Origin of the sequence: Enterococcus sp. E4-223 (assembly GCF_035727065.1) — a bacterium.
GTDB classification, from domain to species: domain Bacteria; phylum Bacillota; class Bacilli; order Lactobacillales; family Enterococcaceae; genus Enterococcus_B; species Enterococcus_B faecium.
The window spans coordinates 436,789-448,974 of sequence record NZ_JAPMLH010000002.1 but is presented as its reverse complement, the minus strand read 5'-3'; the positions used below and the strand labels follow the sequence as shown (position 1 = coordinate 448,974).

Sequence of the window (12,186 nt, the reverse complement as noted above, 5' to 3'; positions counted from 1 at the left end):
GAACATGGAAAAACTATTTTACAACAACTATTCATCTACACTACTTAATTCTATATGATTCTATAAAAAAAGAAGAGACTGGGAAAACCCAGCCTCTTCTTTTTTATTTCTATGCTTCTGCTGCTGCAGGAGCTTTTCTCAATAAACCATAAATCACACCAGATACGACTGCTCCGATAGCAATAAACACCAAATACATGACCGGGTGACTCAGTAAGAATACAACGAAAATCCCGCCATGAGGAGCCAGTAATTTGATCCCGAAAGCTCCGACTAATCCGCCAGTTAAAGCAGAACCAATAATAAAACTTGGAATGGCACGAATCGGGTCAGCTGCTGCAAATGGAATCGATCCTTCCGTGACAAACGATAGTCCCATCACGATGTTCGTCAAACCAGCATCTTGATCTGTTTTGCTGAATTTATTCTTAAACAAACGTGTAGCAACGAAAATTGCCAATGGAGGTACCATTCCTCCAGCCATAACAGAAGCCATCACGACACTTCCACCAGTTGCAACAGTCGTAGCTAAAGTTGCTGTACCAAACACATAAGCGGCTTTGTTGATTGGACCGCCTAAATCTGCCGCCATCATTCCAGCTAATAATGCACCAAGTAAAGCAGCATTCGAACCACTCATACTTGTCAAGAAACCGTTCAATGCATCATTGATTGCTTTCATAGGAACATTGACCAGCAACATCAAGAAACCAGTAATCAGTAAGCCAAACACTGGATAAAAGAGGATCGTTTTGATTCCATCCAATGATTTTGGTAAGTTCTTGAATAATTTACGTAAAAATACGATGACATAACCAGCTAAGAATCCACCAATCAGTGCACCTAAGAATCCTGCACCGCCTGTATTAGCTAATGCACCAGCAGCAAATCCAACGATCAAACCAGGGCGGTCACCAATACTTGAAGCAATAAATCCTGCTAATACCGGCAGCATGAAACCAAATGCAGCTTGTCCGATTTGGTTGAACCAGCTAGCAGCTTGATTGTAATTCCCTAGATTTGATAATTGATCATGTGGCACGCCAATAAATTGGTCGATCATGAAAGAAAGCGCAATAGCGATTCCTCCACCAATAACGAAAGGTAACATGTGTGATACGCCGTTCATCAAATCTTTGTAAATTCTTTGTCCGATAGTACCATCCGCATTTCCTTCTTCTGAACTGCTTTCTTTTCCATCACCATGAAATACTGGTGCAGTACCACTAAGGGCTAGATTGATCAGCTCTTCTGGTTTACGGATACCATCACTGACAGGACGATTGATCAGTTCTTTTCCGTCAAAGCGATTCATCTCTACTTTTTTGTCTGCTGCAACGATTACACCTTCTGCACGGGCGATGTCTTCAGCAGTCAATCGATTTTTGATTCCTTCTGAACCGTTCGTTTCGACTTTGATCTCTACACCCATTTCTTTCGCTTTTTTCTTCAGAGCATCTTCTGCCATGTAAGTGTGAGCGATCCCTGTTGGACAAGCTGTAACGGCAACAACGAATTTTCTTTCTGGATGAGCAGAAGCTTCTGCAGCTTGTGTTTCTTGTTCTGCTTTTTCTTCTGCTTCTTTTTGCTCTTCAGCTGTTTGGAACAAGTCTTGGACTTCTTCTGGTGTATTTGCTTCTTTTAATTTTCCTACGAAATCTGCATCAATCAGCAATCGAGATAGTGCTGCTAATGCTTGCAAATGTGTGTCGTTTGCGCCTTCTGGAGCTGCGATCATGAAAAACAGATAAGTTGGCTGTCCGTCTAAGGCTTCATAATCTACTCCTTTTTGGCTTTTTGCGAATAAAACTGTTGCTTCTTTAACTGCACTGTTTTTCGCGTGAGGCATGGCGATTCCATCACCAAGACCTGTAGAAGTTTGTGCCTCGCGGGCTAGAATTCCTTCTTTATATGTGTCGATATCGGAAATCCGGCCGGCATCAAACATTTTTTGGACCATTTCATCGATTGCGCCTTTTTTATCAGTCGCTTGCAAATCCATGATCATCGCTTCTTTGACCATTAAATCCTTGATATTCATGATTATCCTCCTTGAAACTAATCAATTTTTGTGATTTCAACTTCTGGCAGCAACTCATCAATCAATTCGCGAGCTGCCAAGTCATCAGAAAAAGCTGTTGCGCTTCCGCAAGCAACTCCCCATTTAAAGGCTTCGATTGGATCTTTCGTACGGCTGTAAGCCCCAATAAAGCCGGCAATCATTGAATCCCCTGCACCTACTGAATTTTTCAATGGGCGAACTAATACATTCGTTTTATAAGTTCCTTGTTCCGTGAAGAGCAAAGCACCGTCTCCAGCCATTGAGATCAGCACATTCTGTGCCCCTTCAGCTAGTAATTTTTTCCCATACGGAATGATTTCTTCTACAGATTGGAAGGTTGTGTTGTAAAGCTCAGCTAATTCATGATTGTTTGGTTTGATCAACAACGGTTTCTTAACAAGTGCATTTTTTAGGTCATCACCTGTTGTATCAATCACGAAATCTGCACCTTTTTCTCGAATGATATCAATCAGTTCTTGATAAAATCCTTTTCGCAGGCTAGCTGGCGCGCTTCCTGACAATACGACGATATCTCCTTGTCCTACTGTTCCTAATGCTTGCTTCAACTCATCGATTTCTTCATCTGAAATAGATGGGCCTAAGCCATTGATCTCAGTTTCAGTGTCTGATTTTAGTTTGATATTGATTCTTGTATCTTCTTTTACGGTTGTGAACAAAGACTGGATTTGTTCTTTTTCAAGCCACTTCGAAATAAATTCGCCAGTGAACCCTCCTAAAAACCCTAGTGCTGTAGATTGAGAATCGATCCGTTTCAAAATACGGGAAACATTGATCCCTTTTCCTCCAGGTAACTTGAAGTCTTCCTTCATTCGGTTCAAATCGCCTAGTTTTAACCCATCTACGCGTACGATATAATCAATTGATGGATTAAGTGTTACTGTGTAAATCATTGTATTGCCTCCTTAATTGTTGTCTTTTCACGGAATTCATTAACGAATTCTAATGGACAACGCTCGGTTATGATCGTGGCTGCTTCCAAAGGTCCAACAGAGGTGAAGGACAACTGGTTGAATTTGGTATGATCAATCAATACAAATGTCTCTTCGGAATTTTTCATGGCTAAACGTTTAACAGCTGCCTCTTCTGGATCCGGAGTCGTGAATCCTTGTTCAAGATGGGCACCGTTCATTCCCATAAATGCTTTATTAAAATGAAAATTTTTTAGTTGTTCTATCGCATTAGATCCTAAAACAGCATTAGTTGCCAGCTTTATCGTTCCACCTAAAATAATGGTAGCAAGCTCCAAATCAACTAAATTTGCCGCATGTTGAACGGAATTTGTCACTACTGTGATCTGTTTTCCTTGCAGAAAAGGAATCATTTCTAACGTAGTAGAGCCAGCGTCTAAATAAATGACATCTTCGTCATTAATGGTTTCAGCTGCCGATTTGGCGATTTGCTGTTTTTCGTGAACGTTTTTGAGTGATTTTTCACTCATATTCTGCTCAAAATTCAATAATTGCTCTTTCTTAGCTCCGCCATGAACTCTTTCTAGAAACCCACTATTCTCCAGCTCTTGTAAATCACGTCTTATCGTTGATTCAGAAGCATTCAAAAGGTTTACAAGATCTTGTGATTTCACGATTTTCTGCTGTTCAAGCAAGTCTAGGATTTTTTGTCTGCGTTCCTCTGTAAGCATTTTCACGATCACCTCAATACAAATAATAGCATATTTTTTTTCTACTCGCAATATAAATCAGTCAAAAACGTTCATAAAAATTATAAATCAGTCAAAAAAATAAAAAACCAGTCAAAAAGACTGGTTTTTTATTTTTTTGTCTATCATCAAGCCGTTTTATCGTTTTTTATTTTCGCTTCTTGTTTTTTTCATATAAACAGAAGCAGGTTTTCTTTCCTTATGAAGAAGATAATAATAAAGTCCCATCCCGCCAAACATGACCAAAAAACCGATGACTGATCGAATAGGAAAATTAGGAACAAAAAAGAGACAGACGGATAATAATGATGCCGGAACCATTATTCGATAATAGAGTTGTTTATCCATTTTCTTCACCTCATATTTTTTGTAAAGTAATCAATTGTTCTAATTCTCGGTAATCTAAAAATTGCACACGCAGATGCTGCTCACCTTTCTTGACATCGAATTGGATACTTCGCCGCTTTTTCTTTATTCGTTTGAAGGTAACATCAGAGAGTCTATGTTTGATTTCCTTTAACGGTAATTCTGACAGGGATTCTGAAGGAACATAGATTCTTAAGGATAAAAGATACTCTTGATATTTTTCATCTGTTACCTCTACTTCTAGATATTCCCTAATATAATAACAATAAGCTTCGATTCCATTATCCAAAGCAACAGTCGGATCGATAATTTTATAGCACATCATGCGCGAGCGATTCTCGTCAACCCAAGGAAAATACGCCTGAGCATTTAGTGTTCCGCGAACACGCCTTTCTTTATAATCTCCTTGTTGAATATCATAACTTTTTGTTACAAAAAATGAAGCATTCTTTTTAGGAACAGGTTGCATTTGTGCATTCTGATACTGGACAGATTGGATCGTATGGTCAGTGTAAATGTATTCAACGAATGGCGGTTTCAATAAACCGACACCATTGTCCCAAGCAAGATGATCAAACCCAAGCTGGTCCCTAAAATAGGATTGAAACATTTGATTGTTTGGCTTTTGCCAGTTAAAGGGGTCTCGATAAAGCTGGATACATATGACTTCGTTTTCTAATTCCTTCACTTTTTCTACTTGTTGGATGTCGAGAAAAATCGGTTTAGGGATGATTTGATGATAATAGCGACTATAATACATTTCCCAACACGAAGTGAAACATAAACCTTGGTAAAAAAGATCGTATCCTGGAAATTGGTTGCAATCGACTACTACTTCCCCGTTTTGTTGTTTCATTTTAGGTAAATGTTCGATTTCATCCTTTTTCTCAAACAATAGCCGTTGAGAGATCTGTTTTGTATTGTGATAGATAAACTCGCTATAAGCTCGCATATAGGCGAACACCCCATGAGCAATCATTTTTTTCTGAATGAAGTCTCGAATCAAAAATTGCTTTTCTTTGAAAACAGAGATAGACAATACATTTTTTATCAATAATTGATTATCTTCCAAGCGAAAACTACATTCGTTCTCGTCATTTCCTACAACTAACCAACTTTCGTCTCTTACCGATGCTAGCATTATTTTTTCTTGAAGCTTTCGAAGATCATACGGATCCGCTTGTTGTGTGAAAGAGCGGATAAATGTTGGCTGGATCAACAGACGTGTCAAAATAGCCCAATCGCTTATTTCCTGTTTTTTTTCTTCTTCATTTAAGTCTGTGAGCTGGATAGTCATCAATAATTTATCTTCGCCAATCATTTTCTCACCTCTTTCAAATCTTTTTATAATTTAATTATAACCAATGATAAAAAAAAACTAAAACTTTATGTCTTAGAAACCAATTTGGACGATTACATGATAGACTAAGTAAAAAGAAGCAAAGAGGTGTTTACAATGGGGTTGAAATTTGAACGTACAGATAATTTAGATAAACTTTTCGAATCATTTGCTGTCGATCCGGAAAAAACAGTTGCACCAAAAGAAGAGATCGATCGATTTCTAAAACCACAGCCACAAAATGAAAAGAAAAAAGACAAGAAACAAAAGTAAGTTAAGCTCAAAAAAAGACTTACCAGCCAAACTTTTATGAAAGAGTTTGACTGGTAAGTCTTTTTTATTCTTTTTATGATTCAATTGCTTGTTCGATTGCTGCCCACGCTTCTTCTTTTCCCTGTTTTGTAACGGAAGAAAAGAGAATAAACGTGTCATTGCGATCAAAATCCAACGCTTTTTTGATTTCGCTCTCATGCTTGTTCCATTTACCACGAGGGATCTTATCTGCCTTAGTGGCAACAACAATTACAGGGATATCATAATACTTCAAAAATTGATACATCTGGATATCTTCTTGAGAAGGCTTATGACGCAAATCTACTAAAGAAACGACCGCACGTAGCTGGTCTCTAGTCGTTAAATATGTCTCGATCATCTTTCCCCATTTTGCTCGCTCAGTTTTGGATACTTTTGCATACCCATATCCCGGAACATCGACAAAATGTAATGCGTTCTCGATCAAATAAAAATTCAATGTCTGGGTCTTTCCTGGCTTACCGGAAGTACGGGCTAAATTCTTTCGATCAATCAATGTGTTGATAAAAGAAGATTTCCCTACATTTGATCGTCCTGCCAGAGCTATTTCTGGCAATTGTGTATCTGGATATTGTTTTGGTGCCACTGCACTTATGATAATTTCAGCTTGATGGACTTTCATGGTCTCTCTCCTTAACAAGGTGATGAATAAAGCAAGCGGCTGTCGCAAAAGCCAAAATGACTTTTACGGCAGCCTCTTTTCATCAACCCGCTTTTTTCTCTGAATCTTTATAGATTACTGTTGGCTCACCAGACAATTCAGCTGCTTCTTTTGTGATAATCACTTTTTCGATGTTTTCATTTGAAGGGATATCAAACATCACATCCATCATGATTTCTTCAATGATGGAACGAAGTCCTCGAGCACCGGTATTGCGTTCGATTGCTTTTTTCGCAATGGCTCTCAACGCTTCAGGTTCGAATTCAAGTTCGGTATTATCTAGAGAAAGAAGTTTTTGATATTGTTTGACTAGCGCATTTTTCGGCTCAGTCAAGATCCGTACCAGATCATCTGTTGTCAATTTCTCTAAAGCTGCCATAACAGGTAATCGTCCGATAAACTCAGGGATCAATCCGAATTTTAGTAAATCTTCAGGAATGATATGCTGCATGACACTTTCGTCTTCAGAAAGTTTTTGGTTTTGTGTACCAAATCCAATCGTCTTTTCGCCCATACGATTCTTCACAATCGTTTCGATGCCATCAAATGCACCACCTACGATGAACAATATGTTCGTCGTATCAATCTGAATAAATTCTTGATGTGGATGTTTACGTCCTCCCTGAGGTGGCACGCTTGCAACAGTTCCTTCTAGAATTTTCAGCAAGGCTTGTTGGACACCTTCGCCGGAAACGTCACGAGTAATAGATACATTTTCGCTTTTACGCGCAATTTTATCGATCTCATCAATATAGATGATCCCTTTTTCTGCACGTTCCACATTGTAATCAGCAGATTGAAGCAATTTAAGCAAAATGTTTTCTACATCTTCCCCCACATAACCAGCTTCTGTCAAACTTGTCGCATCTGCGATTGCAAAAGGTACATTCAATGTTTTTGCTAATGTTTGTGCTAAAAATGTTTTACCAGACCCTGTAGGTCCGATCAAGCAGATATTGCTTTTTTGCAGTTCAACATCATCTGTGTTTTCTTGTGCTTGCTGATTGACACGTTTATAGTGATTGTATACGGCAACAGCTAACGAGCGTTTTGCGCGATCTTGTCCAATCACGTAGTTATTCAATACTTCAAGAATTTCTAGTGGTTTAGGGACTTCAGTGAATTCGCGTACAGCTTCTTCATAAAATTCTTCATCAATGATTTCTTTACATAGGTCGATACATTCATTACAGATGTAGACCCCTGGACCAGCTACGATCTTTTTCACTTCTTCTTGGGTTTTCCCGCAAAAAGAACAGCGTACGGTCTCATTGCTACTTGGATTGTCATACATGGTCTTCACCCCTTAACTTGCAAAAAGTATGCAAGAAACTATCAAAGACTTTACAGTCTTTTACTATCATAACATAGTTTAGTAAAAAGAAAAAGTGTTTAACAAAGGATCAACTGACCTATACCTTTGCATTTTTTACTCTTAACAAAAAATAAGGAACTGTGACAAAATCGTGTCACAGTCCCTTATTTCGAATAAACAATTTTCTAGAAGTAGCTTCTTCAGAAATGATTTATTACTTGATTTCTATTCTTTCGCTTCTGTCGCTGTACCTGTGACCAATTCGATTGCTTTTTTCATTGTCACATCATGTTCCAGCATATCTTCTGTCAACACGCGTTTGATTTGTTCGATTGGCATGTTGTATGTTTCTGATAATTCTTGGATTTCTGCATTGATTTCTTCTTCTGTTGCTTGAAGATTTTCAGCAGCTGCAATTGCTTCGATCACAAGATTTGTTCTTGTGCGCATTTCTGCTTCACCTTCGAATTGTTTATGCAAGTCTTCTTCTGTAGAACCAGTTAATTGATAGTACATTTCAGGAGAGATACCTTGACGTTGCATGTTGTTCAAGAATTCGTCCATTGAACGATGTACTTCATCATGAACCATCACGTGTGGCAATTCAACGATTTCTGCGTTTTCAACAGCCATACGGATCGCTGCTTCATCTTTTGCATCGTCCGCTGCTTTTTCTTTTGTTTCTACTAATTCTTTGCGATATTTTTCTTTCAATTCGTCTAATGTTGATACTTCGTCATCAACATCTTTTGCGAATTCGTCATCTAATTCAGGCACTTCTTTTGCTTTTACTTCATGGATTGTCACTTTGAAGACTGCTTCTTTTCCAGCAAGATCTTCTGCTTGATAATCTTCTGGGAAAGTTACATTTACATCTAGACTTTCACCTGATTTATGACCAACTAATTGATCTTCAAAACCTGGAATGAATGAGCCTGAACCTAATTCAAGTGAGTAATTTTCGCCTTTTCCGCCATCAAACGCTTCGCCATCTACAAAGCCTTCGAAGTCGATTACTACTGTATCGCCATTTTCAGCTGCAGCATCTTCTTTGATAACTAATTCAGCTTGTGCTTCTTGTTCACGTTTGATACGTGCATCCACGTCAGCATCTGTTACTTCACGGTCTTGTTTTTCAACAACTAGATCTTTATATTGTCCTAATTTTACTTCTGGTTTCACTGTTACTTCAGCAGTGATTACCCAGTCTTGACCTTTTTCCATGCTTTCAACATCGATTTTTGGTTGAGAAACAGGATCGATGCCAGCTTCTTTGACAGCAGCTTCATAAGCTTCTGGTAATACAGCATTCAATGCATCTTCATATAAAGCTTCTTCACCGTACATACGGTTGAATACTTGACGAGAAACTTTCCCTTTACGGAATCCAGGTACGTTCAAGCTTTTTTTCACTTTATTAAACGCAGTTGTTAATCCTTTTTGGATTTCGTCTTGCGCAATCGTAAATTTTAAAACACCATCATTCGTGCCTTTTTTTTCAAATGTTGCAGTCATTTAATTCCCTCCGAGTTTAGAAATTCATTTTATACATCAAAAACGTTTCATGCATACCTTTAAATAGTACACTAACCCTTTCAAATTGTAAACATATTGAATGGATAGAATCCTTGTTTTTCATAACATTTTTATCTTTTTCACTGATAAAATCTAATGGAAGAAGATCATTTGCTGCAAAATTTTTTCTCTTTTTTTTAAAAAATCTTGTTTTTCATCTTCTGTACCTTCATACATCGTTTTTCCTGTACACGCCTCTACAGTCAGTTGAAACCAGCGCTTCGGGTCTTCGATGTATGTATCATAGACAGGATAAACAATTGCAGATTGCAACGTGAATTCTTCTTTTAACACGGAACTAAGCAGCGCATCTTCATTATCGTAACGATCTGAAAATACACATAATTGCTGGTAACTTGCCTGCTGCTGCGGCTTTGGCAGATCTTTTGGTATGACTTTGACTAACTTTTCTTCAATCGTCAAATAGAAAACAGGATGGCATTCGTTCAATTGCCTAAGTGTCTCCAGTAATTTTGCCCTTGCTAAAATATGGACCTCTGGCGATACAATAAGTTTACTCGCTGTTTGGATAAACTCATGATAAGGAAGCTGTTCGATCTCATCAATAGACGCAAGCTGACGTGCAGGTTCCAACGAAGGAAGTTCCTCCGATTTATTGTGGAGTGCCTTGATCTTCTGCCTCTCCATTTGTCCGGATAATTCTTCTGCAAATTGGATTTTTTCAATGACCCGCTGCTCGAAAGCTTCATAAAAATCTGTACTTGCTATCAATTTTCTAGCATATAAAAAATCTTGTGTACTGATTAACAAGTCAAAATAAAATTCAGCAAACTCCTCATTTTGAAGATACTGTTTTTCATGCAAGAGTGCTTGCTTCAATGCTTCTTTTTTCTCGTCCAACTCGTAAAGACAAAAAACAAGCAGGCTATTAGCCTCAAAGCTTTCTTTCAACTCGTAAGCTCGTTGAAATAATTCTTTTGCCTGCTGATATTGCTGGTTTGCTAGTGCTTGTTGTGCCACTCGCATTAAATTCTCATATTTTTCTGGAAAATCAATCGGCTTCACGCAGTGTCCTCCTCTTGCTCATGTTCAGCTCATGTTCAATAGTAGCAAAACAAAAAAAGCATGACAATTAAAAATAACTGAAGCACCCTCTAAAAGCTAGATTTTAGATCTGACTTTAGAAGGTGCTTTCAACTGTTACTGCTTTTTATTGCTCATCAGCTGTTGACTTCCTGGTTGAATGCTTTGATCAGATTGATCGTAACAACACTTGTATTAGTGAAAAAATCGCCCAGATGTTGCTTTTTCTGATTAAAGATTGCTGGAAGATACCCTAACATTAGCAAAGGAAATTTTAGAATGAACCGGCAAGCACCTTCTCTAACTAAAACGGTTGACCAGCTAAGTTCTTCTTCATCAAAGCTGATGACTCGAATACCAAAGATCATTTTCCCAATCGTTTGGCCATGATTGAATTTCGTCAATAAAATAAAATACGCTAGATAAATAAGTAAGGCTGTGAATCCGTAGAGACTCAGATAAGAATCTGAAAAATTAAGCCAACCTAGATTTTTGGCAATACCAAGTGTTAAACGCGTAATAGCTCCGATACACAAAAGATCGACCAAGAAGGCAAACATTCGGATAAAAAAACCTGCATAGAAATACTTAGGAAAATCATTTGCTTTTGGCGGTTCATTTCTTGTGTCCGTATACTTTTTCCATTTACGTTGTTTCTTTTTGATTTCTTCGGGCGTCAAAGGCTCTCTTTCAAAAGAGCTCAGTACCTTTTGGGAAAAGTTGGAGTCAGGTCCTACAGCAGGCTGCTGTTGCTTATCTTTTTCTTGTTCCTTATTTTCATTTGAAAGCTCTGACATGCTTACTCACCTCCGTAATAATACATTGCTTTTGGTGATTCCGCTGTCCCTAGATTCTCAAGAACGGATAAGATCTGACTAGTCTCAGAAGGCTTCAATCCCTGGAATTCTGCTAGTTTACTTCCTAACCATGTACTAGCAAACCCAGATGGCGTGGAAGAATATTCTACTAGTTCCGCATCTTCAAGCTGTTGTTCCTTTCGCATAGCTTTTAAAGCATCTTCAGGAAATCCCAATTCATCGACTAAACCTACTTCTTTTGCTTGGACACCATCATAAATCCTTCCATCAGCAATTTTTTTGACTTCTTCTTCAGATTTATTCCGTCCCTCGCTGACGATTGCTACAAAACGACTATATGCGCTGTCGATATATGCTTGAAGCACCGCTTCTTCTTCTTTTGTCTCTGGTCGCGTTCCTGAACCCATGTCTTTCAACGCTCCGCTTTTAACTGTTGTATCTTCCACACCCAGTTTTTCTAGAAGTCCTGAATAATTCAATCCTGACATGATCACACCAATTGAGCCGGTCACTGTTTCTTCTGTTGCAAAGATTTTATCTGCTTGAGCAGAAATATAGTAGCCACCGCTAGCTGCCATGTTTTTCATGCTGACATACATTGGGATATCATGTTCTTTACGAATCGTATCCAATTTCTTAGCGATTTCCGCACTTTCGTAGACACCGCCACCAGGAGAATTTACTTCTAAAAAGATACCTTTGACTGTTGGATCTTCTTCAATCGCCTTCAGTTGTTCCATAAAATTTTTATGATTGTAACCTTCAGAAGCAAATAAACCTGAAGACCCTCCCGCAGCAATCGTTCCATCTACTGATAATTTTACGATTTTTTGCGTACTGTCTCCCTCTTCCAACACATTTGGAGCTAGTTCTTCATCCCCATATAACCAACTGTTCAATCCCTCAATTTGATCGTTTTCCTGAGGCTTAGTCAAACTAGCTGAAACTAACGAAACCACAAATAATCCTGCAGCAATCAGAACTGCTGCCCAACGTCTTTTATTCATTCTTTCTCC

Annotated in this window: 12 protein-coding genes; 1 reads left to right on the top strand and 11 read right to left on the bottom strand. The window is 38.4% G+C overall.

Features of this window, described 5'->3' with window-relative positions:
* Window positions 1-109 precede the first annotated feature (109 nt).
* The 5 genes from OS139_RS04870 to OS139_RS04850 all read right to left on the bottom strand — a co-directional run bounded on the left by OS139_RS04870 (window position 110) and on the right by OS139_RS04850 (window position 5,427).
* The gene (locus OS139_RS04870; RefSeq protein WP_002331438.1) at window positions 110-2,041 is read right to left on the bottom strand and encodes a PTS fructose transporter subunit IIABC; all 1,932 of its coding nucleotides are present in this window, start codon (window positions 2,039-2,041) and stop codon (window positions 110-112) included.
* Window positions 2,042-2,058: 17 nt separating this feature from the next.
* The gene (gene pfkB / locus OS139_RS04865) at window positions 2,059-2,973 is read right to left on the bottom strand and encodes a 1-phosphofructokinase (RefSeq protein ID WP_002288484.1); all 915 of its coding nucleotides are present in this window, start codon (window positions 2,971-2,973) and stop codon (window positions 2,059-2,061) included.
* Window positions 2,970-3,722 carry a DeoR/GlpR family DNA-binding transcription regulator gene (locus OS139_RS04860; RefSeq protein ID WP_033655683.1) on the bottom strand — a complete coding sequence of 251 codons (753 nt, stop codon included), beginning with the start codon at window positions 3,720-3,722 and terminating at the stop codon, window positions 2,970-2,972. The genes pfkB and OS139_RS04860 overlap by 4 nt, the downstream gene beginning before the upstream one ends.
* 156 nt (window positions 3,723-3,878) lie before the next feature.
* Entirely contained in the window at window positions 3,879-4,088 is a 210-nt protein-coding gene (locus OS139_RS04855; RefSeq protein ID WP_002294422.1) for a hypothetical protein, read from the bottom strand.
* Between the two features lie 10 nt (window positions 4,089-4,098).
* Window positions 4,099-5,427 carry a hypothetical protein gene (locus tag OS139_RS04850; protein WP_325066816.1) on the bottom strand — a complete coding sequence of 443 codons (1,329 nt, stop codon included), beginning with the start codon at window positions 5,425-5,427 and terminating at the stop codon, window positions 4,099-4,101.
* A 135-nt stretch (window positions 5,428-5,562) separates the two neighbouring features.
* Between OS139_RS04850 and OS139_RS04845 the strand changes: the two genes are divergently transcribed.
* Window positions 5,563-5,718 carry an SPJ_0845 family protein gene (locus OS139_RS04845; protein WP_002288488.1) on the top strand — a complete coding sequence of 52 codons (156 nt, stop codon included), beginning with the start codon at window positions 5,563-5,565 and terminating at the stop codon, window positions 5,716-5,718.
* A gap of 73 nt (window positions 5,719-5,791) precedes the next feature.
* Here OS139_RS04845 and yihA read toward each other — a convergent pair whose 3' ends face one another.
* The 6 genes from yihA to sppA all read right to left on the bottom strand — a co-directional run bounded on the left by yihA (window position 5,792) and on the right by sppA (window position 12,177).
* A complete protein-coding gene (gene yihA, locus OS139_RS04840) occupies window positions 5,792-6,379 on the bottom strand; it encodes a ribosome biogenesis GTP-binding protein YihA/YsxC (protein ID WP_002288491.1) in 588 nt (195 codons plus the stop codon).
* Window positions 6,380-6,461: 82 nt separating this feature from the next.
* Window positions 6,462-7,712 (bottom strand): ATP-dependent Clp protease ATP-binding subunit ClpX, encoded by a 1,251-nt coding sequence (gene clpX / locus OS139_RS04835; protein ID WP_002294425.1) that lies wholly within the window; start codon window positions 7,710-7,712, stop codon window positions 6,462-6,464.
* Window positions 7,713-7,958: 246 nt separating this feature from the next.
* The gene (gene tig, locus OS139_RS04830; protein ID WP_002331441.1) at window positions 7,959-9,248 is read right to left on the bottom strand and encodes a trigger factor; all 1,290 of its coding nucleotides are present in this window, start codon (window positions 9,246-9,248) and stop codon (window positions 7,959-7,961) included.
* 153 nt (window positions 9,249-9,401) lie between these two features.
* Window positions 9,402-10,334 carry a hypothetical protein gene (locus tag OS139_RS04825; RefSeq protein WP_002331442.1) on the bottom strand — a complete coding sequence of 311 codons (933 nt, stop codon included), beginning with the start codon at window positions 10,332-10,334 and terminating at the stop codon, window positions 9,402-9,404.
* A 155-nt stretch (window positions 10,335-10,489) separates the two neighbouring features.
* Entirely contained in the window at window positions 10,490-11,149 is a 660-nt protein-coding gene (locus tag OS139_RS04820) for an RDD family protein (protein WP_002294427.1), read from the bottom strand.
* Window positions 11,150-11,151: 2 nt separating this feature from the next.
* Window positions 11,152-12,177 (bottom strand): signal peptide peptidase SppA, encoded by a 1,026-nt coding sequence (gene sppA / locus OS139_RS04815; protein ID WP_002324980.1) that lies wholly within the window; start codon window positions 12,175-12,177, stop codon window positions 11,152-11,154.
* Window positions 12,178-12,186: the final 9 nt, after the last annotated feature.

Coding starts and splice junctions, on each gene's coding strand:
- tig (WP_002331441.1), bottom strand. CDS start 9,248: ATGACTGCAACATTTGAAAAAAAAGGCACGAATGATGGTGTTTTAAAA.
- yihA (WP_002288491.1), bottom strand. CDS start 6,379: ATGAAAGTCCATCAAGCTGAAATTATCATAAGTGCAGTGGCACCAAAA.
- sppA (WP_002324980.1), bottom strand. CDS start 12,177: ATGAATAAAAGACGTTGGGCAGCAGTTCTGATTGCTGCAGGATTATTT.
- OS139_RS04850 (WP_325066816.1), bottom strand. CDS start 5,427: ATGATTGGCGAAGATAAATTATTGATGACTATCCAGCTCACAGACTTA.
- OS139_RS04845 (WP_002288488.1), top strand. CDS start 5,563: ATGGGGTTGAAATTTGAACGTACAGATAATTTAGATAAACTTTTCGAA.
- OS139_RS04855 (WP_002294422.1), bottom strand. CDS start 4,088: ATGGATAAACAACTCTATTATCGAATAATGGTTCCGGCATCATTATTA.
- OS139_RS04860 (WP_033655683.1), bottom strand. CDS start 3,722: ATGCTTACAGAGGAACGCAGACAAAAAATCCTAGACTTGCTTGAACAG.
- OS139_RS04820 (WP_002294427.1), bottom strand. CDS start 11,149: ATGTCAGAGCTTTCAAATGAAAATAAGGAACAAGAAAAAGATAAGCAA.
- clpX (WP_002294425.1), bottom strand. CDS start 7,712: ATGTATGACAATCCAAGTAGCAATGAGACCGTACGCTGTTCTTTTTGC.
- OS139_RS04870 (WP_002331438.1), bottom strand. CDS start 2,041: ATGAATATCAAGGATTTAATGGTCAAAGAAGCGATGATCATGGATTTG.
- pfkB (WP_002288484.1), bottom strand. CDS start 2,973: ATGATTTACACAGTAACACTTAATCCATCAATTGATTATATCGTACGC.